The organism is Vibrio sp. 10N.261.46.A3 (assembly GCF_041472995.1).
Classification (GTDB): Bacteria; Pseudomonadota; Gammaproteobacteria; order Enterobacterales; family Vibrionaceae; genus Vibrio; species Vibrio coralliirubri.
Genome location: NZ_JBFRRH010000020.1, coordinates 1 through 23,801 on the forward strand (window position 1 = coordinate 1; position 23,801 = coordinate 23,801).

Sequence of the window (23,801 nt, forward strand, 5' to 3'; positions counted from 1 at the left end):
GTTAGGCGCCATTTATTGCCCAAGGCAGTAAGAGCAGCGATTAACTAATGCGATACTAGCTCAGTTGGTAGAGCGCAACCTTGCCAAGGTTGAGGTCATCGGTTCGAACCCGATGTATCGCTCCAGCTTTCTTCTAAAAAGCTATTAAGACTCTTTAAACCACCGTGTTTTTCTTTAGATCACAGAGTTTAAAGGCGACCTTAAGGGTCACGCTCTTTCTTTAATGCTGCGAAGCATAATCCCCCCAAAAAGCAAATAATCCTCCATCATGGTGGATATTTTTTTGTCTTAAATTTTTCTTAGCAACTGGAATGCTAGTAAACATCAGGTCTCTGAAGCAGATACTTGAGGTTTTTCACATCTATAAACAGACTTATCCACAAAATGTTAGGTGTGGATAACTTGGTTGATAAAGTTATTTCAGTCTTAATTCTTTACATATCCCTAAAAGATCTTTCTTGTTTTCAATATATTAGCTGAATTGCGGCGATCGTAACTTGTTGTTTTTTATCAAGATGAATGCTTATCTTCAATTTGATAAAAGATCGTTAACTTGTTGTTTTTTGATCTTAATCATTTATCGGTACTGTGTTTAACTTTGTGCGGGTGTCGGAAGTTTACGAGAGTTCTGAATTTTTTCCACATTGTTAGAATTGAGAACAAGGTCAAACATTGTTCTAAAATTATGTGCAACGAGTTGTCTTAAATATTGGACTATCGATGTGGGTGTCGTTGCCAATCCTTGATGCCAAAAGGGCTAGGCGTCTCTTGGTAGCCCTTTCTCAACAATGCGTATTAGTCTGTGCTTTTTGGTGAGGATTTTGCTGTTACTTTTTTGTACACCGCTATTTTTCTGCGTAGAGCTATCTTCTTGCACACTGCTAGCGTTGGGTAACTGCTGTAGTTGTTTATTCAAAGCCCACGCAATATGCACATCCAACATTTCGTTTTTTCCTTGATGAGATTCCAGCGTTTCAACAATGCGTTGTTGGAATGGTGCATTGCCCATCGCAACAAAGATATTGCGTAACCACTGGGTGTGGCCGATACGTCTGATTGCTGAGCCTTCCATTTTCTTTAGGAAGGTTGCTTCGTCCCAACTTGAAAGTGAAACCAGATCGGCTTCTTGGAAATCTTCTCTGCGGTGAAAGTCTGTTTGCTCTGTGAGTTCGGCATGACGATTCCACGGGCAAACTAACTGACAATCATCGCAACCGTAGATACGGTTACCAATGGCATCTCTATATTCTTCAGGGATCACACCATCATATTCAATGGTTAAGTACGAAATACATTTGCGCGCATCAACCACGCCATCAGCAATAATGGCACCCGTTGGGCAAGAAGTGATACATGCGGTGCATTTGCCGCACTCATCGACACTGGGTTCATCCGTTGGAAGAGGGATGTTAACCAACAGCTCCCCTAGAAAGAACCAAGAGCCAGCGTCTTTATCAAGAATTAATGAGTGTTTACCTGTCCAACCCAACCCTGCTTTCTGAGCGAGCGGTCTTTCCAAAATAGGCGCTGAATCGACGAAAGGGCGTGAGTCTAAACCCTCGACCTCTTTTTCAATTCTTTGTCCCAGCTTTTTCAACTGGTTACGGAACAATTTGTGATAGTCGCGGCCTAAAGAATAACGGCTGATGTAGCCTTGAGTGGTATCGCTTAGGTTAGAGGCAAACTGAGCTTCTGGTGGTAGGTAATTCATTCGAGCGCTGATCACTCGAATTGTGCCTGGGTGAAGTTCATCAGGACGTGCACGCATCATCCCATGTCGAGCCATCCAATCCATTTCGCCGTGGTTGCCTGCATCTAGCCATGCTTGAAGAGGGGCTTCGTGTTCACTTAAATCAACATCGCAGATGCCAACTTTTTGAAAGCCTAGCTCTTTTCCCCAGATTTTAATTTTTTCAGCAAGATGGTCTAGATTCATGGCTTAATTCTTATTTTCTCTGTTTTACAATTAGAGATAAGGCTAATTAAAATTAGGTTCGGCAAAAATGGGGGCGGATCTTAACGGATCTTAGTGGTGTTGACCAGAACAGACGCGTTTTGAGCAGTATTTTTCATAGAACTTACACTTGAGTGCTTGTCTCCCAAAAGCATCACGGTTTACTATTCTTGTTCTTTTGATTTTTATATAGTCAACGATCGATTTTTAGAGAACGTATTCATGAGCACGAAACAATTTACTTTGAAAGATGAACAAGCAACGATTCAATTAGGAACGGAGCTTTCTAATCTTTGCTCACAGCAGACGACTATTTATCTGCATGGTGATCTTGGCGCAGGTAAAACGACCTTCAGTCGTGGCTTTGTAAAAGCACTTGGCCATCAAGGGAATGTAAAGAGCCCAACGTATACTCTAGTTGAACCTTATCAACTTGCCGATTGGCAGGTGTACCACTTTGACCTTTATCGCCTAGCCGATCCTGAAGAGTTAGAGTTCATGGGAATTCGTGACTACTTTACTCCGGATGCTATCTGTTTGGTTGAATGGCCTGAGAAAGGTTATGGGATGCTACCAGAAGCTGATTTGGATATTGATATTCGTTACCAAGACGATCACCGTATTGTTTCTTTAACCGCTAATAGTGAATACGGACAGCGCTTACTTAGTCAGTTGGAGTTATGTTGATTTCTAGACGCCTTATTTCAACAGTTGCCATGATGGCTGCTGTTTTTTCTATACTGTTTTCTTCACTTGTTTCTGCAAACTCACTGAAAAGTTTAAGGGTTTGGCCTTCTCCAGAAGAAACTCGTGTGGTTATCGACTTAAAATCAGAAGCGGACTTTAGCTATTTCACCCTGAGTAGCCCGAGTCGTTTAGTGGTTGATTTAAAAAATACCAGTCTTGCGACTAAGCTACCGGTCGTGGTGAAAGATAGCCCTGTTCTATCTAAGATTCGTAAGAGCTCACCGCCAGACAAAAACACTTATCGCTTGGTTTTTGAGTTAAAGAAGTCGTCTAAAGCTGATTTGTTCAAACTGAGCCCGACTCCGGGTGGTCAGTATGGACACCGTTTGGTGATCGACTTACCTCATGGTGCGGCAAGTAAAGCGACATCGACGCCGAGTAAGCCAACGGTAAGTAAGAATATTAATCAGGTTAAACGTCAGAAAGACATTTTGATCGTGATTGATCCTGGCCATGGAGGTGAAGATCCTGGCTCAATCGGTCCATCTCGTAAGTATGAAAAAGACGCGACTCTGAGTATTTCTAAGAAGTTAGCAGCTCAACTGAATGCGGTCCCGGGGATCAAAACTCGTATGACTCGTAATGCTGACTACTTTGTGAACCTGAATCGACGTGTTGCGATTGCTCGAGAGAATGAAGCTCACCTGTTGATCTCTATTCACGCCGACGCCTTTACGACGCCTCAACCAAGAGGTGGTTCGGTATTTGTGTTGAATACTCGACGTGCGAATACCGAGATCTCACGCTGGATTGAGAACAAAGAGAAACAGTCAGAATTGCTGGGTGGCAGTGGTGCAGCTTTCACCGGCAATATTGATGATAAGAACGTAAACCAAACCTTGCTTGATTTGCAGTTTAGTCATTCTCAAAAAGAAGGCTACAAACTGGCAACGGCGATTCTGTCTGAAATGGGTAAGGTTGCGAAACTGCACAACAGCAAGCCGATTAACACCAGTTTAGCGGTATTACGTTCACCACAGATCCCATCTGTATTGGTAGAGACTGGCTTTATTTCAAACCCAACCGAAGAGAAGCTGCTTTTCCAACGTTCGCACCAAGATAAATTGGCACGAGCAGTGACTAAAGCGGTCGTTAAGTATTTGAAGGCTAACCCGCCAGAAGGGATTATCCTGTCTAACGCAACGTCATCAACGGGTAGCGTGAGCCAACATAAAGTCTCTCGTGGTGAGTCCTTGTCTGTTATTGCGAGCAAATATGGTACGTCGACACAGACGTTGATGAAATTCAACAATCTGAAATCGAGCAGCCTAGCAATTGGCCAAGTACTTAAGATTCCAGGCAGCGCTTCAAGTTCATCATCAAGCAATGCGGTTAAAACGAAGACCATCACTCATACGGTTAAGTCTGGAGAGTACCTAGGTAAGATAGCCAGCCGTTACAAAGTATTGGTTGCAGATATCAAACGAGAGAACCGCTTGAAATCTGAAACATTGAGAGTAGGCCAAAAGTTACGTATTACGGTTGAAGTGAAAGATGTACCTCTGCGCAAACACAAAGTTGCAAGAGGTGATTACCTTGGCAAGATTGCGTCGAAATACGGCGTGAGCGTCAACAGTATTCGCCAAGCGAACAAGCTAAGATCTGACAGCCTGGCTATCGGCCAAGTGTTGATTATTCCTCACAAGTAGTCTGTGGAATACTAGACGGCTTCAGGTATATCAATGATAAAAGAAGAACTAGCGCAAACGTAGCAGCGTTTCCATCAATGGCAGTAAGGTAGCTATAAATATGACGATTAAAATACTGCCAGCTCGGTTAGCTAACCAAATCGCAGCGGGTGAGGTGGTAGAAAGACCCGCTTCCGTTGTAAAAGAGTTGGTTGAGAACAGTTTGGATTCAGGTGCGACACGTATCGATATTGATATCGAGAAAGGTGGCGCTAAGATGATCCGCGTTCGTGACAATGGTAAGGGCATCGTTAAAGATGAGCTTGCCTTGGCGCTGAGTCGTCATGCTACCTCCAAAATCCACACTCTTGATGACCTAGAGGCGATCGTCAGCCTCGGTTTCCGTGGTGAAGCGCTGGCGAGTATTAGCTCTGTTGCTCGCTTAACCATGACTTCACGACCTGCCACTCAAGATCAAGCTTGGGCAGCACACAGTGAAGGTCGTGATATGCAGGTAAAACTGCAGCCAGCAGCACACCCAATTGGTACTTCGGTTGAGGTGTTGGATCTGTTCTTCAATACACCAGCACGCCGCAAATTCTTACGCACCGAGAAAACTGAATTCACCCATATTGATGAGTTGCTCAAGCGTATTGCATTAAGTCGCTTTGATGTGACGATCAACCTTCGCCATAACGGTAAAATGATTCGTCAGTACCGTGCTGCAAAAACACAAGTTCAAGCAGAAAAGCGCATCGCTGCGGTATGTGGCAATCCTTTTGTTCGCCATATGCTTAAGATCGAGCTTGAGCATCAAGGCCTAAAACTTCATGGCTGGATCACCACGCCAGAAGGGGCAAGACAACAAAGCGACCTGCAATACTGTTATGTGAATGGTCGTATGATGCGTGACAAGCTGATCAATCATGCTATTCGTCAAAGCTACGAAACCAGCCTGCGTCCAGACCAATTCGCAACATATGTGTTGTTCATTGAGTTAGACCCACATCAAGTCGATGTGAATGTTCACCCTGCAAAGCATGAAGTGCGTTTTCATCAAGCACGTCTTGTGCATGATTTTATTTACCAAGCATTGAGCGATGGTTTAGCACAGAGCAAGCAGATCGATGCTGCGCCAATCAATCAGTCGGCTTTTCATCAATCAGAAGTGACACATCATCAACAAGATAGTACGAGTTCTGAGGTTGATGGTGTTGCAAGTTTCGCTGAGCCTGAAAATACGCTACCTAGTAGCGCGGATCAAAGTCAGGTTTCGGAAAGGGTGCGACACGCTATTGAGCAAACGCCAGCTTACCCAAGAAAAGCTGAATCTGAACAAGTTTATGATAACCCTCAACACAGTGTTAATGATGGTGGGCGACACTATGCTCCATCAATCAGCTCAAGTTCATCTGCTAGTGAAAGCAGTCTTACCGGTTCTCCTCGCCAAGAGTGGATAGAGTCTCGACCTGAACCTAAAAAAGAGAAAGAGCAACACCAGCATCATGGTGAACCCGCGCCATCTAAGCGAGAAGTGAAAGCCTATAAAGAGCTTCTGAAAACGCCTGATTTTGACGATCAAGTTGTACAGCCTTCATCTTCTCAAGCGCATGTGGCACCAGTAGAAACCAGAGATAACATAGAAAATATAGAAGCTAAGCCTGCTCAACAGAATCCCGTTAACTTGAAGCCAAGAGCACCTGTAACGGACTTGGGTAAAGCGGTCTCGATTGTGGAACATCAATATCTGGTGATGGGCAATAAGAACGGCAGTGTGTTGGTTTCTTTGGCTAAGGCTGAGTTATTGCGTGTTGTTGGTCAGCTTGATACTCGAGGTGGTGCGTTAAAAAGCCAGCCACTATTGGTGCCCTTATCGATTAAGCTGGGTAGTGAACTTGTCGAAGTTGCTAAGGCGCTGAGCCAAACTCTGGCATTACTGGGGATTGAGCTTAAGGCGCGAAACAGCGAGGCGGTAATGGTGATGGGCGTGCCTTCTCCTTTAAGGCAGCAAAACTTACAAATTTTGATCCCAGATCTGTTATCTTACGCGGCTTCATTAAACGCTCAGATTGCTGATAATCACACGGCTAATGTTTTTGACGACCTATTGCCATCATTGGTCAACTGGATCGGGATTCAAACGGCACAAGTAAAAAGCGACTACACTTTATCTGAAGCGGTTCAACTAGTTGGGGAGCTTGAACAACTTTGGCATGGTCTACTTCCATTAGATGATCCAGAGTTTGTTAATCCTATCGACTTTTCAGCGACTATAGCCGCGTTTACGGTTTAATTTTTTCGCGACGACATTTGTCTTTTTAGCTGAATACGTCGCGACACAAAGCCCTTTGCTAAAAAGCGCTAAAACAGAGAAGCAAATACAAAATATCATGACTGAAAAATTACCTTTAGCGTTGTTTTTAATGGGCCCAACAGCGTCAGGAAAAACAGATTTAGCTATCCGCTTACGTCAGAAATACCCTGTAGAGATCATCAGTGTCGATTCGGCATTGATCTACAAAGACATGGATATTGGTACCGCTAAACCGGATGCGGAAGAGCTTGCGCTCGCGCCTCATCGCTTGATTGATATTTTGGATCCAAGCGAAGCGTATTCTGCGGCAGATTTTCGTCGTGATGCGATCAATGAAATGAATAAAATTGTAGCGGAAGGCAAAATCCCGCTACTTGTTGGTGGCACAATGCTGTACTACAAAGCATTGTTGGAAGGTTTATCGCCATTACCAGCAGCGGATCAAGAGATTCGTAAGCAGATTGAAGCGGAATCTATCGAACAAGGTTGGCAGGCATTGCACGATCAATTAAGAGAGATAGATCCCGTATCCGCTGAAAGAATACACCCAAATGATCCACAAAGGCTTTCAAGGGCATTGGAAGTTTACCGAATTTCGGGTAAAACATTAACAGAGCTAACTCAAACGAAAGGCGATAGCCTGCCATTTCGTGTAAAACAATTTGCAATAGCTCCCAAGGAAAGGACTGAACTCCATCGCCGCATTGAGCTGCGTTTCGAGAAGATGATAGAAGCCGGGTTTGAAGATGAAATGAAGGCGTTGCACGCCAGAGAAGATCTTCACCCTGAGCTGCCATCGATCCGATGCGTTGGTTATAGGCAGATGTGGGATTATTTAGACGGTAATTGTAATTTAGACGAAGCGGTTTTCCGTGGTGTCTGTGCAACCCGTCAGTTGGCCAAGCGACAAATCACCTGGTTGCGCAGTTGGGATGATTTAACTTGGTTAGATAGCGAAAACATTGATCAAGCGTTAGAAACTCTTTCAGATGCAATAGCATCTGATTAGTATTGCTGTGTATAATGTGATCGCTTTTGCGTGAATATACTCTGGAAAGGATCCGTTATTGAGGCTTTTAAAAAATCACAGCCTTTCAATAACAACGGAGTTTTTTTATTCATTTAGCTCAGATGCAAAGGCCGCACCTTTTTGTGCACCACTAGCTAAATAATTACAACAAAATACAAATAAGGAAAATAAAATGGCTAAGGGGCAATCGCTACAAGACCCATTCCTAAATGCACTCCGTCGTGAGCGCATTCCAGTCTCTATCTATCTTGTTAACGGCATTAAGCTGCAAGGTCAGATCGAGTCTTTCGATCAATTCGTGATCTTATTGAAGAACACAGTAAACCAAATGGTTTACAAGCATGCGATTTCTACTGTGGTACCTGCTCGCGCAGTTAGTCACCACAGCGGCGAGCAACGCACGCCATCTGATCGTCCAGAGAAGACTGAAGATTAATCGTTCAATTGATACAGCTTGCGCTGTAATAAGGAGTTGGTTGCTTGTTTGACCGTTATGAATCCGGCGAGCGAGCCGTACTTGTTCATATCAACTTCACGCAAGAGGGAGAATGGGAAGACCTAAGCGAATGTGAAATGCTGGTCTCCTCAGCGGGGGTAGAAACGCTACAAGTGGTTACTGGTAGCCGACAATCCCCACTCCCTAAATACTACGTTGGAGAAGGTAAAGCCCTAGAAATCGCACAAGCTGTTCAGCTAACCGGTGCTGAAATTGTGATTTTTAACCACTCCCTCTCTCCTGCCCAAGAGCGAAATCTCGAGCAATTGTGTAAATGTCGTGTGATTGATCGCACGGGTTTGATCTTAGATATCTTTGCACAACGTGCGCGAACTCATGAAGGTAAGCTACAAGTTGAGCTCGCTCAGCTTCGTCATATCTCTACTCGATTGATTCGTGGTTGGACTCACCTTGAAAGGCAGAAAGGTGGTATTGGTCTTCGTGGTCCAGGTGAAACTCAACTGGAAACCGATCGACGTTTGTTGCGTGACCGTATAAAGGCAATACTACGTCGTTTAGCGAAAGTTGCTAAACAGCGTGAACAAGGACGACGTGCTCGTAATCGAGCTGAAATCCCAACAATTTCTTTGGTTGGTTATACCAACGCAGGGAAATCAACACTTTTCAATCGCATCACAAGTGCTGGTGTTTATGCGGCAGATCAACTGTTTGCAACCCTAGACCCAACACTACGTAAGATTGATTTGGCAGATGTCGGGCCTGCAATTCTCGCAGACACCGTAGGTTTTATCCGTCATCTACCACACGACTTGGTCGCTGCGTTCAAGGCAACATTACAAGAGACGCAGGAAGCTGACATTTTGTTACATGTTGTCGATGCCAGTGATGACCGTTTTCGTGAGAACATTCAGGCTGTTCATGAAGTATTAGAAGAAATCGATGCTCATGAAGTGCCAACCCTTGTAGTCATGAACAAAATTGACTGCATGGAAGACCAAAAACCTCGAATTGAAAGAGACGAAGAGGGCGCACCTCGCGCTGTTTGGGTTTCTGCAATGGAAGGAGAAGGTATTGAACTGCTGTTTGAAGCTTTAACTGAGCGTTTAGCTAGCCAGATGGTTCAATTCCGGTTGTGTATTCCACATCAACATCAGGGCCGTATTCGCAGCTTATTCTTCGAGATGAAATGTATTCAACAGGAAGAGTATGATGAAAATGGTAACTTGTTGATAGATATCCGAATGCAACAAATAGATTGGTCTAAACTTGAAAAAAGAGAAGGGGCGCTCTTAGGTGACTTTATCGTTACCAAAGAGACTGCTACAGTATAACGTCATATCAAATGATGGAGCTTTCTAATGGCGTGGAATGAGCCTGGAAATAACAACAACGGCGATAATAACGGCCGCGATAATGACCCTTGGGGTAATAAAAATAATCGCGGCGGCCGAGATCAAGGACCGCCAGATCTAGACGAGGTGTTTAGTAAACTAAGTCAAAAGTTAGGTGGCAAGTTTGGTAAAAAGGGTGGCAACGGTAACGGGCCATCTATTGGTGGTGGCGGTGCAATTGGCTTTGGTGTCATTGCCGTTATTGCTATTGCTATCTGGTTCTTCGCTGGTTTCTACACCGTTGGCGAAGCAGAAAGAGCAGTAGTACTTCGACTGGGTCAGTTCGACCGTATCGAAGAACCTGGTCTTAACTGGCACCCACGCTTCATCGATGAAATCAAAGATGAGCAACTAGTAAACGTTCAAGCGATTCGTTCTCTACGTGCTGCTGGCACGATGCTAACGAAAGATGAAAACGTTGTGACCGTTGAAATGGGTGTTCAATACCGTGTTTCTGACCCATACAAGTACTTGTATCGTGTAACGAATGCTGACGACAGTTTACGCCAAGCAACCGATTCTGCGCTTCGTGCGGTAATTGGTGACTCACTAATGGATAGTATCCTGACAAGTGGTCGTCAACAGATTCGTCAAAGCACTCAAGAAACGTTGAACCGTATTATTGATAGCTACGACATGGGTATTCTGATTGTTGACGTGAACTTCCAGTCAGCACGTCCACCTGAGCAAGTGAAAGATGCATTTGATGATGCTATCGCGGCTCGTGAGGATGAAGAGCGTTTCGAGCGTGAAGCTGAAGCTTACCGAAATGACATTCTTCCAAAAGCAACAGGTCGAGCTGAGCGTTTGAAGAAAGAAGCGGTGGGTTACTCAGAGCGCACAGTTAATGGTGCTCTAGGTCAAGTAGCTCAGTTCGAGAAACTGCTACCTGAATACCAAGCTGCTCCTGAAGTAACACGTAACCGTATGTATCTAGATACAATGGAAAAAGTGTACTCAAGCACATCGAAAGTCCTGATTGATTCTGAATCAAGCGGTAACTTGCTATACCTACCAATTGATAAGCTAGGCGCACAAGGTGGTTCTCAGTCGGGCTCTCGCCCTGCAAAAGCATCATCAACTTACGATCAAATTGAGTTAGAAACTCAAGCGGATCCTAAGCCTAGCACTCAAACTCGTTCAGACAGTTCACGCCAAGGGAGATACTAATAATGCGTAAATTAATGATCCCTGTTTTAGTTGTGACGATTGCCCTTCTATTGATGTCACTATTTGTGATTCAAGAAGGCGAGCGTGGCATGGTAATTCGTTTTGGTCGAGTTCTCGATGACAACGGCGTATCACGAATCTATGAACCAGGCCTGCACTTTAAACTGCCTATGTTTGATCGCGTAAAAGTACTTGATGCTCGTATTCAAACGATGGATGGTCGTTCTGACCGTTTCGTAACATCAGAGAAAAAAGACGTTCTAATTGATACTTACGCAAAATGGCGTATTGCTGATTTTGGACGTTTCTATCTGAGTACTGGCGGCGGTAATATCATGACGGCAGAAGCACTTCTTGAGCGTAAAGTGACAGATGTTCTTCGTTCTGAAATTGGTTCTCGTGAAATTAAGCAGATCGTGTCAGGTCCTCGTAATAAGGACATCCTGCCAGACTCTGCTGATAGCGAAGTCGTCACAACGGTAGCGGCTGCAGAAGCACTAGAAGTTGATGGCGAACGCGATAAGATCATGGAAAACGTTTTGTCTGGAACGGCAGAAAGTGCGATGGCTGATTTAGGTGTTGAAGTTGTTGATTTCCGTATGAAGAAGATTAACCTTCCTGACGAAATCAGTGAATCTATCTACCGTCGTATGCGTGCAGAACGTGAGTCGGTTGCTCGTAGACACCGTTCTCAAGGTCGTGAGAAAGCGGAAGTTATCCGTGCTCAAGCTGAGCTAGAAGTGGCAACAGTTCTTGCTGAAGCTGACCGTACAGCTCGAATCACTCGTGGTGATGCGGATGCAGAAGCAGCGAAGATCTACTCTGATGCGTTCAGCAAAGATCCTGAGTTCTACGGCTTCATGCGTTCACTGCAAGCTTATGAGACATCATTTAGCGATAAGAGCGACATTCTAGTACTGGATCCGAAGACTGACTTCTTCCAATACATGAATCAAGCAAGCGGCGCTCCAGCAAAATAAGCTGATGCGTTAGCGAATGCTTAGCTCAATAAGCAAAATACGTTAAAACTTAAAAGGCTCCCATTGTGGGAGCCTTTTTGTTTTCTATGACTTATTTCAGGAGGAGACATGTTTGCGGATTCACTATTGAGGCACGAGTGAAGGCGCTCAACAGCGTTCTACTTATAGAAACTAGCGGTAGGTCATGAAAGCGATAACCGCTCCAGCCACCACAAGACAGCCTCCAATGCGGCGCAGTTGCGTGTCTGGTTGCTCGCTCAGTTGTGCGACCATGTTTCTCCAGCCATTGGGTGCAATCAAGGGGCCGAGCCCTTCCACAATAAGTACGAGCCCAATAGCGAGCCAAATTGATTGAGACATGGTTCTGCCTTTTGTCTGTAAAAAAGCAATGATATCAGTATCTTTACACATCTGCCCCCAGTTATGGCTGGTTTATTTTTGTACAGCGTTAACGTTTATGAACAAAAAGTGACTGCAAGAAGTGTGATTCAGTGCTAGAATCCATTTTTAATTAGCAACAGAAATTGGAAAGATGGGAAATAACGTAGTCGTTCTAGGCACCCAATGGGGTGATGAAGGTAAAGGTAAAATCGTTGACCTTTTAACTGAAGATGCAAAATACGTGGTTCGCTACCAAGGCGGTCACAATGCAGGTCACACACTTGTAATTGACGGTGAAAAAACCGTTCTTCACTTAATTCCATCAGGCATCCTACGTAATAACGTTAAATGTGTTATTGGTAACGGTGTAGTATTATCGCCTGACGCACTTCTTAAAGAAATGAAGCCTCTTGAAGATCGCGGTATTCCAGTACGTGAACGTCTTTTCATCTCTGAAGCTTGTCCTCTAATTCTTCCGTACCACATTGCAATCGACAACGCGCGTGAAATCGCTCGTGGCGCTAAAGCTATCGGTACAACGGGTCGTGGTATCGGTCCTGCTTACGAAGATAAAGTTGCTCGTCGCGGTCTACGCGTTGGCGACCTTTTCGATAAAGAAGCATTTGCTGAGAAGCTAAAAGAAGTGATGGAATTCCACAACTTCCAACTAGAGCACTTCTACAAAGCTGAAACAGTAAGCTACGAAGAAGTTCTTGAGCAAGCGATGAGCTACGCAGACATGTTAACTGCGATGGTTATCGACGTAACTGACGAACTAGACGCAGCACGTAAGCGCGGCGACAAGATCATGTTCGAAGGTGCTCAAGGTACGCTACTAGATATCGACCACGGTACTTACCCATACGTAACGTCTTCTAACACTACTGCTGGTGGTGTTGCTGCAGGTTCAGGTTTCGGTCCTCGTCACATCGGTTACATCCTTGGTATTACTAAGGCTTACTGTACTCGTGTTGGTTCAGGTCCATTCCCAACTGAGCTATACGATGGCCTTGAGAAGCAAGACCCAGTTGGTAAACACCTAGGCGATGTTGGTCACGAGTTTGGCGCAACAACTGGTCGTCTACGTCGTACTGGTTGGTTCGACGCTGTTGCTATGCGTCGTGCAATCCAAATCAACTCTCTATCTGGTATGTGTCTAACTAAACTAGACGTTCTAGATGGCCTAGAAGAACTAAAAATCTGTACTGGTTACAAGATGAAAGATGGTTCTATCCTAGAAGTTTCTCCAATGGCTGCAGAGTCATTCGAAGAAGCTACGCCAATCTACGAAACAATGCCTGGTTGGTCTGAAAACACATTTGGTGCTAAATCTATCGACGCGCTTCCGCAAGCAGCTCTAGATTACATCAAGCGTATCGAAGACCTAACTGGCGTTCCAATTGATATCGTATCAACTGGCCCAGATCGTAACGAAACTATCATCAAGGTTCACCCATACGGCGCATAATGCCCGCTGAGTGATTACTAGGCACGAACAGTGCTTTGATAATAAAATAGTTTTCTAAAAGCCGACTTTATTAAGTCGGCTTTTTAATACCTGCAATTTAGCCGTTCACTCTTTGATGGTGATCTTTTAAGCGTCATCAGGCAAAATATTGCCCATTAGCGGCAAGTTTTGTCTAAAGCCGTCGGGGTTATTGCCGATACAGATATCATGGAAAGTGAAGTTCACACTGTTTTGTGCGTGTAGAAATCCTCTGCACCCCTCAATAGATAACTTTAGCGACAGATAATAGAGTGCAGGTATGAAGCTACGAATTGTGGCAGCTTCATTGATAATGGCACTGAGCTCACCCTTGAGTCATGCAAATTTGGCTGATGTGGGAGAGCCCGTTCCAATATATACAGAAGCTGAACTGATTAATTTAATCGAAAATAATCAACATCTAGAGCGAGTGAAAGCTGATAAGTGCCAGTTAGTTGAAGATATCGTTGCTCGTGCGACGCGTATTAGCTTGCCTTCTTATGAGTTTTTATACGGTGATATGTTGGCTTGGGGTGTGTGTGTTCCACAAGATGTAGAGCTTGGCCTTTACTATATGGAAAACGCGGCACATCAAGGTTTACCCGCTGCATTAGAGCAGTTAGGTCGTTATTACTCTCGTGGTACTTTGGTACAACAAGATCAAGAGCGTGCGATTCCGTATCTACGTGAAGCGGCCTCTATGGGTAACTTAAGTGCGAGCATTCACTTAGCGGAACTCTTGTTACGTGACTACGGTAGCCCATTGGATTATGAAGATGCTTACCGTTGGTTGTATAACTCGGTAACCGCAGACCAAAGACAACACAGACGTATCACTGTGCTTCGTAGCGGTCTGGAACAGAGAATGCCAGACAATATTATTGCTCGAGCAAAACGTCGAGACGTGTTCTGGTAATACCGAGCAAAAAACCTGTAATGATCCCTGCACTCATTGTTACAGGAAACAAGACTTAAAAAGCCCCGCCTAATTTAGTTAGTGCGGGGCTTTTTACGTTTAGATGGTTATGCTATTCGTTAGCGAGTTTATTGAACAACCTCACCAGACTCAATTACCGTTTCACGAACAACCTTAGTGAAATCGAGTGCTTCTTGGCGGATCTTATCTTCGTCTACCGTTAGCATGTCGCGATCTTGCATGATGATCTTGCCATCAACGATGGAATGACGAACATTGCCTGAGTTAGCTGAGTACACCAGTGCTGAGTATGGGTTGTATACCGGAACCATATTTGGCGCTTTAGTATCGATCACTATTATGTCGGCGAGTTTGCCAGCTTCAAGAGAACCGATCTTATCTTCCATGTGCAGCGCTTTTGCTGCGCCCATTGTCGCCATGTCGATCACTTTGATCGGCGGCATCGCAGCACGATCTTTGTTAACTAGCTTGTGAACCTTAGCGACTTGGTTGAACTCATCAGTGTGTTACCAGACATTGGGCCATCAGTACCTAAACCGATACGCACGTTCTCGTCATACATCTTAAGGGCAGGTGATACACCTTTTGCTGACTTGATGTTAGCACTCATGTTATGAGCCACACCCATATCCGATTTCTTCACCAGTTCGATATCATGATCGTCAACGAGGATCATGTGTGCACCCACCAAGTTCTTGTTGAGTGCGCCAATGCTGTCCATGTATTGAACCGGGGATAACCCATCAGAACGCTCTGCGATTTTCTCTTCTTCACGGTGTGATTCTGCAAGGTGAATCATTACTGGCACATCTAACTCGAGGGATAGCTTAGATATTTTTTGAAGGATCTCTGTGGTGTTGGTGTAAGGCGCATGCGGTGCAAACGCTGGTGTGATTCGCGGGTGATCTTTGTATTCTTCAATAAAATTCAACGCGTACTTAATGCCTTCTTCGGCGTTAGCCGCATCGGCTACAGGGAACTTAATCACCGTTTCACCAAGGATGGCACGCATACCGATTTTATCGACGGTTTTTGCGACTTCATCTTCGAAGTAGTACATGTCGGCGTAAGTCGTGACACCGCCTTTCACCATTTCAACGTTACCTAGGTTGGCACCAATGCGTACCATGTCTCGCGATACTAGCTTCTTCTCTAGCGGGAAGATGTAACGGTGCAGGCGATCTGGCACATCATCGGCCAACGAACGGAAAACTGTCATTGATACATGAGTATGGGTATTGATGAGACCTGGCATAACGATATCGCCATCCACGTCTAACACTCGCTTAGCTTGGTACTGCTTCTCTAGTGAAGCATCCCCAACCGCAATGATTTTGTTGTCTTTGACCACAACAGTACCGCTTTCATAAACCGTTTTGTCTTGGTTCATGGTCAGAACCATCGCATCGGTAATCATCAGGTCAGCTTTTTCCATCGCCGAACTTGCAAATGGGAACAGCGCTAGGCTCGCCATAGCTGAAGCCAATAAAGTGCGTTTTAGTTTCATATCATACTCAGAACAGGAGTTGGTAAAGTGCGTGGATAATAGTGTATTTCATTCATGGCGCAAACGTTTGTTTTATCGTTTTCTTGAAATTTTGATGATAGTCCACGTCTATGAAGCGATGTTTCACAAAGTGAAGATATGTATCAATCTGAGGTTATTTGAGTGTTTTCTAAAGCATATCTGTAGCTTACCCCTAGCATCAGATATACTAGGGGTATATACCTTCCTTGCTTAAGCAGGCCCGCCTATGTCAAAAAACACACCAACGTCAGAAAACACGACAGCGACAACCACTGTTGATCCTTTTGCCGACCGAGAGTCGAAAAATTACGATAACCCAGTACCAAGCCGAGAGTTCATTATTTCGTTTCTAACAGACGCGAATATTCCGATGAACCGCAACGATCTATTCGAAGCTTTGGGTCTTGCTGGAGAGGAACAATATGAAGGGCTGCGTCGTCGTTTACGTGCAATGGAGCGTGATGGACAGCTTATCTTTACTCGTCGTCAGTGCTACGCATTGCCTGAAAAGATGGAGCTGATCAAAGGCTATGTGATTGGTCATAAAGACGGTCATGGTTGGGTTCGCCCAGACGGTAGTGTGGGTAAAGACAATGATATCGTGCTGCCGCATCATCAGATGAAAACCATCATGCACGGTGATTACGTATTGGTTCAGCCTACTGACAACAGTAAGCGTGGCCGTCGTGAAGGTCGCTTGGTTCGTGTGCTTGAAGAGCGTAAAACGCCACTTGTTGGTCGCTTCTTCCTAGAGTACGGCCATTCTTACGTTGTTGCTGATGATTCGCGTATTAGTCACGACATCCAGATCCCTACTGAGCATAAAGGTGGTGCTCGAATGGGTAATGTGGTTGTGATTGAGATTACGGATCGCGGTGGTCGTTCGCGTAACATGATGGGTAAAGTAACCGAAGTTCTTGGTGAAAACATGGCGCCGGGTATGGAAACGCAGATTGCGATCCGTACTCACCAGATCCCACAAGAGTGGCCTGAAGCGGTAGATAAGCAAATCGAAAACCTAGGTGAGCATGTTCCTGAAGAAGCAAAAGAAGGACGTGTAGACCTGCGTAAACTGCCATTGGTTACCATTGATGGTGAAGATGCGCGTGACTTCGATGATGCGGTTTACTGTGAAGCGAAGAAAGGCGGCGGCTGGCGTCTATGGGTAGCGATTGCTGACGTAAGTTACTACGTTCGCCCAGATACAGCGCTAGACAAAGAAGCGATTAACCGTGGTAACTCGGTATACTTCCCGTCACAAGTCGTCCCAATGCTACCAGAAGTGCTTTCAAATGGTTTGTGTTCATTGAACCCTCAAGTAGACCGTTTATGTATGGTGTGTGAGATGACTATCTCAGACAAAGGCAAGCTGTCGGGGTACAAGCACTACGAAGCGGTAATGAACTCTCATGCTCGTCTTACTTACAATAAAGTAGGCGCGATCTTAGATGGCAATGAAGAGCTTCGTGAGCGTTACGGGCCAGAAGTACCGCATCTTGAAGAACTGCACAAGATGTACAAAGTTCTTAAGAAAACGCGTGATGAGCGTGGCGCGATTGAGTTTGAAACGGTAGAAACCAAATTTATCTTCAATGCGGATCGTAAGATCGACCGTATTGAACCGGTAATTCGTAACGATGCACACAAGATCATCGAAGAGTGTATGATTCTGGCGAACATCGCATCGGCATCTTACGTAGAAAAAGCGAAAGAGCCTGCTCTGTACCGTGTTCACGAAACTCCGGGCGAAGAGCGCTTAATGGGTTTCAAGAGCTTCTTAAGTGAATTAGGTTTAACGCTGGAAGGTGGTCTGTCGCCATCACCAGTAGACTATGCACAACTGATGCAACAGATTAACGAACGTGAAGACCGTGAATTAATCCAAACCATGCTACTTCGTTCAATGAAGCAAGCAGTCTACAACGCGGATAACGCGGGTCACTTTGGCTTAGCACTTAAACGCTACGCTCACTTTACCTCGCCGATTCGTCGTTACCCTGACTTGCTATTGCACCGTGCGATTAAGTACCTTATTGCGAAAGAAGGTGGTCGTAACAGCGAACGTTGGACGCCAACCGGTGGTTACCACTACACTTTCGATGATATGGACTTCTACGGCGAGCAGTGTTCAATGACTGAGCGTCGTGCTGATGACGCAACACGTGAAGTAAACGACTGGTTGAAGTGTGAATACATGCAAGACCATGTTGGCGAAGTGATGGATGGCGTAATTGCTAACGTGACTGGTTTTGGCTTCTTTGTTCGTCTAACTGAACTGCACATCGATGGCTTGGTACATATCTCAGCGCTAGCGAATGATTACTACCAATTTGATGCTGTTGGTCAGCGTCTAGTGGGTGAAAGCTCTGGTAATATCTATCGCTTGGGTGATTCGGTTAAAGTGAAGGTTTCTGCGGTTAACTTAGAAACTCGCCAAATCGACTTTGACTTAGAAGACACTGATCGTCAGCCGCGTGGTAAAGGCAAAACAGCCAAGAAGCGTGCAGCCGAAGCGATGAAAAAGGCGAAAAGCAAGAAGCGCTCAGCAGTGAAGAGTAATAAGCCGGGCGTATCAGCGAAGCCTATGGTTGAGCCAACTAAGCGACCTGATGGAAGCAGTGAAAGCTCTGCTAAGAAGAAAAAATCATCGAACAAAACCGGTGCTGCTAAAGCTCGCGCCAAGAAAAAGCGTGTAGCTAGCCGTAAGCCAAAGGCTGATAAGTCTTAAGACTGATAAATCTTAAGGTTAATAAGGCGCTCTGCTAATCAGGTTTAGCGCCTAACTGATTTAATTTAATGCGAGAGTATCAGGCGCAAGACACATACTCTCGAAATGAACAACACAGAGAGGGATGCATCGGCATTGATGTCATTCTTCTCTGAGCAATAAGAGTAACTTGAGACAATGAGTAACGAATTTATTTACGGTATTCACGCGGTGAAAGCCGTACTAGAAAAAGATCCTGCACGTTTTATCGAAGCGTATGTATTGAAAGGTCGCCAAGACGAGCGTCTTCTTCCATTACTGAACCAACTGCAACAGTTTGGTGTGTCGATTCAGCAGATGGGTCGTAAGCCGTTGGATGAAAAAGCACAAGGTGCGAATCACCAAGGTCTTATTGCTAAGGTGAAGCCTGCTAAGCAGCTTAATGAAACTCACCTAGACGATATCCTAGCGCAGCACGAACAGCCTTTGCTGTTGGTTCTAGACGGCGTAACAGACCCTCATAACCTAGGCGCTTGTCTGCGTAACGCGGATGCCGCAGGTGTTGCTGCTGTTATCGTACCGAAAGATCGCTCTTCGCCGTTAACAGCAACGGTAAGCAAGGTTGCGTGTGGCGCAGCTGAAACGGTTCCTCTCGTTCGCGTAACCAACCTAGCTCGCACAATGCGTGCACTGCAAGAGCAGGGCGTATGGTTTGTGGGTACGGCAGGTGAAGCTACGCATGATATCTACCAAGCGAAGCTAACGGGTCCTCTTGCGGTAGTTATGGGTGCAGAAGGTGATGGTATGCGTCGTCTAACGCGTGAAACCTGTGATGACCTAATTAAGATCCCAATGGCAGGCAGCGTGTCGAGCCTAAACGTTTCGGTAGCATCAGGCATCTGTCTGTTCGAAGCGGTACGTCAGCGCCTAGCTCAATAGTGTAAAGCTGAGTTAAAAGACAAAACGACTTTAAGTCTATGAATTTATTAACGCTCACCACTTGTTGGTGGGCGTTTGTTTTTAGGGCATAGAGTGACAAATTGACAGAATCACAGATGGCTAGATGGCGAAAGAAAAACTGTTTCATTATTCGCCAAATACCACTTGCCAATACAGGGTTCTTTCTATAATATTTGCCGTCCTTAAAACTCGGTCATTTATCTTTAGTTCCTTGCTTCCTCTGGACGACCGGGCCACTCGTGGAAGCTAATAATCCGTAAGGAGCAACCAAATGCGTCATTACGAAATCGTATTCATGGTTCACCCTGATCAAAGCGAGCAAGTTGCTGGCATGATCGAGCGTTACACTGGTTCTATCACTGAAGCTGGCGGTACTATCCACCGTCTAGAAGACTGGGGTCGTCGTCAAATGGCTTACCCAATCAACAAGCTTCACAAAGCTCACTACGTTCTTATGAACGTTGAAGCTGGTCAAGAAGTGATTGACGAGCTAGAAACTGCTTTCCGTTTCAACGATGCAGTTCTACGTAACATGATCATGCGCACTAAAGGCGCTGTGACTGAGCAATCTATTATGCTTAAGCAAAAAGAAGAGCGTGCAGAGCGTGCTCCTCGTCGCGAAGAGCGTACAGAAGCTAAACCAGAAGCAGCTGCTGAGTAATTCTTTTTTGGCTTAACGCCTTAAAAAATTCTCAACTTGTTTTAGGTCATTGATAGTTATTTCGATAATTGTGAAAGACCGCTTTACTAAATTTAAGATCAGGAGATAGCCCATGGCTCGTTTCTTCCGTCGTCGTAAATTCTGCCGTTTCACTGCAGAAGGCGTACAAGAGATTGACTACAAAGACGTAGCAACTCTTAAAAACTACATCACTGAAGCTGGTAAAATCGTACCTAGCCGTATCACTGGTACAAGCGCTAAGTACCAGCGTCAACTAGCTCGCGCTATCAAGCGTTCTCGTTACCTAGCTCTACTACCGTACACTGACAAGCATCAGTAATCGGTAATAGTTAATAATAGTTTAAGAGGACTAAGATAATGCAAGTTATTCTACTTGATAAGATCGGTAACCTAGGTGGCCTTGGCGACCAAGTAAACGTTAAATCTGGTTACGCTCGTAACTTCCTTATCCCACAGGGTAAAGCAGTTATGGCAACTAAAGACAACGTTGCTATGTTCGAAACTCGTCGTGCTGAACTAGAAGCTAAAGTTGCTGAGCAACTAGCTGCTGCTGAAGCTCGTGCAGAGAACGTTAACACTCTAGAAGGCGTTTCAATCGCTTCTAAAGCTGGTGACGAAGGTAAACTATTCGGTTCTATCGGTACTCGTGACATCGCTGACGCTATTACAGCGGCAGGTGTTGCAGTAGCTAAGAGCGAAGTACGCCTACCTGAAGGCGCTCTACGTAACATCGGCGAATTCGAAGTAAGCATCCAACTTCACTCTGAAGTTTTTGCTACTGCGAAAATCGCTATCGTTGCAGCTGAGTAATTTCAGTACCAAGACGAATTCTTTCTTTTGAAAGTTTTAAACACCAGCTTCGGCTGGTGTTTTTTTATGTCTGAAATATAGGAAAGTACAAGGGAGGGCTACAGTAGGTAAAAAGCTTACGGTGATCCATAAGCTGTTATTGCTGAACAAGCCGTTCTCAAGGTTAGAGGTGGCCTAAGATTAGAATTGGAAGAGCAAGTTGATCGATAGAACAGAGTCTTCTTTGCTTAACCCTTCAGGCACTTTATCGTGGTACTGGCGAGAGTGAGCAATCTTAAGTGCTATATTGTCAGTAATATCGTTGATGGCTTCGAGTTCAGTATCAAACTTTAGGTTACTGTGACCAGAGACAAGCGTCACGTCGGCCTTGAGCTGCAAATTCTTCAACACCTGCCATGACGTGTTCACGTTGCCACGGAAAATTGCCTCTTCAACAATCTCAGGGAAGATGATGTCATCGTCGTCTAATTCATCAAGGTTAGGTTCTTGGTAACGAAAACCTGGGCCAACTTCGACTTCCAACACAAACTCTTCGGTATTCGAAAACTGGTAACCCAGACCACTCGAAATAGTGTAGTCCTTAAAGTAAGCACTGTATCGTGAGTCGACTCCTTTAAAACTGCCGTAAAGGTAGGTTTTAGGGCTTAACTTGTAGTCACTCTGAGCTGAGTAAGTGGATTGTCTTTTATCTTCTTCGCCATCTTTGTAGAGGTTGTAGTATTTCCATTCACCACTGGTTCTATGGCGGCCAGCCGTGTACTCACCGTTAAGGCGTGCGTTAAGTGATCGTGAGTCAGAATTACCAGTATGCGACTGATATCCAAATTCGACTTCCGTTTTTAGTGGGCTCGGCAGTTCTGTATCACTAGCATCACTCGGTGCGATATCCATATCTTTTTCTTCAGGTGTCGGTGCAACGACGATCGGCTCAGCAGTAGGTTCTGGAACTACTATAGAGTCGAGGATTGCATCAACAGAGGCTTTAGCATCATCAGCTAAGGCCATCGGAGCGCTCAGGAGACCAGTACTTAGAAGACCAGTGCTCAGAGCCAATAATTTGGACACGCATACCTCTAGTTATACAGTGAGTGAATGGCAGGATCGTAATGCTACCCTTGGTTAATTCCGTCAGCAATAGGTAAATTCTTCCTGAAGAATAAAACAAACTCATAGGATCGGATTACAAACGGATGTTCTTGGGTATAATGAACGATCATTATTAGTTATTGAGTGTAGTCATAGTGGATACCAAAAGTCAGAAATCAGCCAACGATCAGGTGGACGCCATCAAGGTCCCGCCACATTCATTAGAAGCTGAGCAATCTGTTATTGGCGGTTTGTTATTAGATAACGAACGCTGGGATACGGTTGCCGAAAAGGTTGTGGCCAAAGACTTTTATAGCCGTCCTCACCGTCTGATCTTTGAAGCGGTAAAGGATATCCTTGAAGAAAGTTCTCCTCTGGATCTTATTACACTCTCTGAACATTTAGAGCTGCGTGAGCAACTTGAAGAAGTGGGTGGCTTTGCTTACCTTGCTGACTTAGCGAAAAACACACCAAGTGCCGCAAACATCAATGCGTATGCAGATATCGTGGCGCAACGTGCACTTGTTCGTAGCCTGATTGGTGTCGCGAATGAGATTGCGGATTCTGGTTATGACCCTCAAGGTCGTACATCGGAAGAACTTGTTGATCTGGCTGAAAGTAAAGTCTTCGCGATTGCCGAAGGCCGTGCAAGTGAAAACGAAGGTCCACAAAACGTTGATAGCATTCTAGAGAAGACACTAGAGCGTATCGAGATTCTATACAAAACGCCGCAAGATGGTGTGACAGGTGTCGATACTGGCTTCAACGACCTCAACAAGAAAACTGCAGGTCTACAAGGCTCTGACTTAATTATTGTTGCTGCTCGTCCATCGATGGGTAAAACCACCTTTGCGATGAACTTGTGTGAAAACGCAGCGATGAAGCAAGACAAACCGGTTTTAATCTTCTCGCTAGAGATGCCAGCCGAACAGCTGATGATGCGTATGCTTGCGTCACTTTCTCGCGTAGACCAAACCAAGATTCGTACTGGTCAGCTAGATGATGAAGATTGGGCTCGTATCTCGTCGAGTATGGGTATTCTGATGGATAAGAAGAATATGTATATCGATGACAGCTCGGGTCTAACGCCAACAGAAGTGCGTTCTCGTGCTCGACGTATCGCTCGTGAACACGATGGTATCTCTATGATCATGATAGATTACCTGCAATTAATGCGTGTACCTTCGTTATCTGATAACCGTACTCTTGAAATCGCCGAGATTTCTCGCTCATTGAAAGCGTTAGCAAAAGAGCTGAACGTTCCGGTTGTGGCACTTTCTCAGCTTAACCGTTCCCTAGAGCAACGTGCTGATAAGCGCCCAGTAAACTCGGATTTGCGTGAATCAGGTTCGATTGAGCAAGATGCCGATTTGATCATGTTCATCTATCGTGATGAAGTTTATAACCCAGATAGTTCTTTGAAAGGCATTGCTGAGATCATCCTTGGTAAGCAACGTAACGGTCCGATCGGTTCGGTTCGTCTTACGTTCCAAGGCCAACACTCCCGATTTGATAACTATGCAGGCCCTGCATTTGATGATGAGTAATCGCTA

General features: G+C 45.0%; 19 protein-coding genes, 1 tRNA gene and 1 pseudogene. 17 read left to right on the forward strand and 4 right to left on the reverse strand.

The window, feature by feature from the left end; all coding sequences use genetic code 11:
• The first annotated feature begins 49 nt into the window (after positions 1-49).
• Positions 50-125 (forward strand) — tRNA-Gly (locus AB4484_RS04530).
• A 632-nt stretch (positions 126-757) separates the two neighbouring features.
• Here the strand turns inward: AB4484_RS04530 and queG are convergent.
• Positions 758-1,936: a tRNA epoxyqueuosine(34) reductase QueG gene (queG, locus tag AB4484_RS04535; RefSeq protein ID WP_372076635.1), complete on the reverse strand. Its 1,179-nt coding sequence runs from the start codon at positions 1,934-1,936 to the stop codon at positions 758-760.
• Between the two features lie 240 nt (positions 1,937-2,176).
• On the opposite strand from queG, the gene tsaE reads away from it, so the two are divergent.
• From tsaE to hflC, 8 genes are all read left to right on the forward strand, one after another.
• On the forward strand, positions 2,177-2,641 hold the full coding sequence (tsaE, locus tag AB4484_RS04540) for a tRNA (adenosine(37)-N6)-threonylcarbamoyltransferase complex ATPase subunit type 1 TsaE (protein ID WP_004735870.1): 465 nt from the start codon (positions 2,177-2,179) through the stop codon (positions 2,639-2,641).
• Positions 2,635-4,350 (forward strand): N-acetylmuramoyl-L-alanine amidase, encoded by a 1,716-nt coding sequence (locus tag AB4484_RS04545; RefSeq protein ID WP_372076637.1) that lies wholly within the window; start codon positions 2,635-2,637, stop codon positions 4,348-4,350. The genes tsaE and AB4484_RS04545 overlap by 7 nt, the downstream gene beginning before the upstream one ends.
• A gap of 100 nt (positions 4,351-4,450) precedes the next feature.
• On the forward strand, positions 4,451-6,622 hold the full coding sequence (gene mutL / locus AB4484_RS04550) for a DNA mismatch repair endonuclease MutL (protein ID WP_372076639.1): 2,172 nt from the start codon (positions 4,451-4,453) through the stop codon (positions 6,620-6,622).
• A 97-nt stretch (positions 6,623-6,719) separates the two neighbouring features.
• Positions 6,720-7,652 (forward strand): tRNA (adenosine(37)-N6)-dimethylallyltransferase MiaA, encoded by a 933-nt coding sequence (gene miaA / locus AB4484_RS04555; RefSeq protein WP_372076641.1) that lies wholly within the window; start codon positions 6,720-6,722, stop codon positions 7,650-7,652.
• Between the two features lie 193 nt (positions 7,653-7,845).
• A complete protein-coding gene (gene hfq, locus AB4484_RS04560) occupies positions 7,846-8,109 on the forward strand; it encodes an RNA chaperone Hfq (protein WP_017059927.1) in 264 nt (87 codons plus the stop codon).
• Positions 8,110-8,153: 44 nt separating this feature from the next.
• Positions 8,154-9,461 (forward strand): ribosome rescue GTPase HflX, encoded by a 1,308-nt coding sequence (gene hflX / locus AB4484_RS04565; protein ID WP_372076643.1) that lies wholly within the window; start codon positions 8,154-8,156, stop codon positions 9,459-9,461.
• A gap of 27 nt (positions 9,462-9,488) precedes the next feature.
• Entirely contained in the window at positions 9,489-10,691 is a 1,203-nt protein-coding gene (gene hflK, locus AB4484_RS04570; protein WP_048610697.1) for an FtsH protease activity modulator HflK, read from the forward strand.
• Between the two features lie 2 nt (positions 10,692-10,693).
• Entirely contained in the window at positions 10,694-11,671 is a 978-nt protein-coding gene (hflC, locus tag AB4484_RS04575; RefSeq protein WP_010434102.1) for a protease modulator HflC, read from the forward strand.
• Positions 11,672-11,842: 171 nt separating this feature from the next.
• Here hflC and AB4484_RS04580 read toward each other — a convergent pair whose 3' ends face one another.
• Positions 11,843-12,031: a DUF2065 domain-containing protein gene (locus tag AB4484_RS04580; protein ID WP_010434105.1), complete on the reverse strand. Its 189-nt coding sequence runs from the start codon at positions 12,029-12,031 to the stop codon at positions 11,843-11,845.
• Between the two features lie 172 nt (positions 12,032-12,203).
• Here AB4484_RS04580 and AB4484_RS04585 point away from each other — a divergent pair, with 172 nt between their 5' ends.
• Both AB4484_RS04585 and motX read left to right on the forward strand, forming a co-directional pair.
• Entirely contained in the window at positions 12,204-13,520 is a 1,317-nt protein-coding gene (locus tag AB4484_RS04585; RefSeq protein WP_010434108.1) for an adenylosuccinate synthase, read from the forward strand.
• A 298-nt stretch (positions 13,521-13,818) separates the two neighbouring features.
• Positions 13,819-14,454 (forward strand): flagellar protein MotX, encoded by a 636-nt coding sequence (gene motX, locus AB4484_RS04590; RefSeq protein ID WP_017063177.1) that lies wholly within the window; start codon positions 13,819-13,821, stop codon positions 14,452-14,454.
• A 128-nt stretch (positions 14,455-14,582) separates the two neighbouring features.
• Here motX and AB4484_RS04595 read toward each other — a convergent pair.
• Positions 14,583-15,982: pseudogene (locus AB4484_RS04595) on the reverse strand (amidohydrolase).
• Between the two features lie 247 nt (positions 15,983-16,229).
• Between AB4484_RS04595 and rnr the strand changes: the two are divergent.
• From rnr to rplI, 5 genes are all read left to right on the forward strand, one after another.
• Positions 16,230-18,731: a ribonuclease R gene (gene rnr / locus AB4484_RS04600; protein ID WP_372076645.1), complete on the forward strand. Its 2,502-nt coding sequence runs from the start codon at positions 16,230-16,232 to the stop codon at positions 18,729-18,731.
• A gap of 177 nt (positions 18,732-18,908) precedes the next feature.
• The gene (rlmB, locus tag AB4484_RS04605; RefSeq protein ID WP_017063180.1) at positions 18,909-19,649 is read left to right on the forward strand and encodes a 23S rRNA (guanosine(2251)-2'-O)-methyltransferase RlmB; all 741 of its coding nucleotides are present in this window, start codon (positions 18,909-18,911) and stop codon (positions 19,647-19,649) included.
• A gap of 292 nt (positions 19,650-19,941) precedes the next feature.
• Complete coding sequence (gene rpsF / locus AB4484_RS04610) at positions 19,942-20,331, forward strand: 30S ribosomal protein S6 (RefSeq protein ID WP_004741278.1); 390 nt, start codon at positions 19,942-19,944, stop codon at positions 20,329-20,331.
• 112 nt (positions 20,332-20,443) lie between these two features.
• Positions 20,444-20,671, forward strand: a complete 228-nt coding sequence (rpsR, locus tag AB4484_RS04615; RefSeq protein WP_000090472.1) for a 30S ribosomal protein S18 — start codon at positions 20,444-20,446, stop codon at positions 20,669-20,671.
• 38 nt (positions 20,672-20,709) lie between these two features.
• Positions 20,710-21,162 (forward strand): 50S ribosomal protein L9, encoded by a 453-nt coding sequence (rplI, locus tag AB4484_RS04620; RefSeq protein ID WP_048610692.1) that lies wholly within the window; start codon positions 20,710-20,712, stop codon positions 21,160-21,162.
• Between the two features lie 180 nt (positions 21,163-21,342).
• Here rplI and AB4484_RS04625 read toward each other — a convergent pair whose 3' ends face one another.
• Complete coding sequence (locus tag AB4484_RS04625) at positions 21,343-22,227, reverse strand: DUF481 domain-containing protein (protein WP_050647228.1); 885 nt, start codon at positions 22,225-22,227, stop codon at positions 21,343-21,345.
• A gap of 176 nt (positions 22,228-22,403) precedes the next feature.
• Here AB4484_RS04625 and AB4484_RS04630 point away from each other — a divergent pair, with 176 nt between their 5' ends.
• Positions 22,404-23,795 carry a replicative DNA helicase gene (locus AB4484_RS04630; protein ID WP_016767560.1) on the forward strand — a complete coding sequence of 464 codons (1,392 nt, stop codon included), beginning with the start codon at positions 22,404-22,406 and terminating at the stop codon, positions 23,793-23,795.
• Positions 23,796-23,801 lie beyond the last annotated feature (6 nt).

What these genes read in the sequence shown, in the direction of transcription:
- hfq (WP_017059927.1), top strand. Translation starts at nt 7,846, where the DNA reads ATGGCTAAGGGGCAATCGCTACAAGACCCATTCCTAAATGCACTCCGT.
- rpsF (WP_004741278.1), top strand. Translation starts at nt 19,942, where the DNA reads ATGCGTCATTACGAAATCGTATTCATGGTTCACCCTGATCAAAGCGAG.
- AB4484_RS04545 (WP_372076637.1), top strand. Translation starts at nt 2,635, where the DNA reads ATGTTGATTTCTAGACGCCTTATTTCAACAGTTGCCATGATGGCTGCT.
- mutL (WP_372076639.1), top strand. Translation starts at nt 4,451, where the DNA reads ATGACGATTAAAATACTGCCAGCTCGGTTAGCTAACCAAATCGCAGCG.
- queG (WP_372076635.1), bottom strand. Translation starts at nt 1,936, where the DNA reads ATGAATCTAGACCATCTTGCTGAAAAAATTAAAATCTGGGGAAAAGAG.
- rplI (WP_048610692.1), top strand. Translation starts at nt 20,710, where the DNA reads ATGCAAGTTATTCTACTTGATAAGATCGGTAACCTAGGTGGCCTTGGC.
- AB4484_RS04580 (WP_010434105.1), bottom strand. Translation starts at nt 12,031, where the DNA reads ATGTCTCAATCAATTTGGCTCGCTATTGGGCTCGTACTTATTGTGGAA.
- AB4484_RS04585 (WP_010434108.1), top strand. Translation starts at nt 12,204, where the DNA reads ATGGGAAATAACGTAGTCGTTCTAGGCACCCAATGGGGTGATGAAGGT.
- miaA (WP_372076641.1), top strand. Translation starts at nt 6,720, where the DNA reads ATGACTGAAAAATTACCTTTAGCGTTGTTTTTAATGGGCCCAACAGCG.
- motX (WP_017063177.1), top strand. Translation starts at nt 13,819, where the DNA reads ATGAAGCTACGAATTGTGGCAGCTTCATTGATAATGGCACTGAGCTCA.
- rlmB (WP_017063180.1), top strand. Translation starts at nt 18,909, where the DNA reads ATGAGTAACGAATTTATTTACGGTATTCACGCGGTGAAAGCCGTACTA.
- hflK (WP_048610697.1), top strand. Translation starts at nt 9,489, where the DNA reads ATGGCGTGGAATGAGCCTGGAAATAACAACAACGGCGATAATAACGGC.
- tsaE (WP_004735870.1), top strand. Translation starts at nt 2,177, where the DNA reads ATGAGCACGAAACAATTTACTTTGAAAGATGAACAAGCAACGATTCAA.
- rpsR (WP_000090472.1), top strand. Translation starts at nt 20,444, where the DNA reads ATGGCTCGTTTCTTCCGTCGTCGTAAATTCTGCCGTTTCACTGCAGAA.
- hflC (WP_010434102.1), top strand. Translation starts at nt 10,694, where the DNA reads ATGCGTAAATTAATGATCCCTGTTTTAGTTGTGACGATTGCCCTTCTA.
- rnr (WP_372076645.1), top strand. Translation starts at nt 16,230, where the DNA reads ATGTCAAAAAACACACCAACGTCAGAAAACACGACAGCGACAACCACT.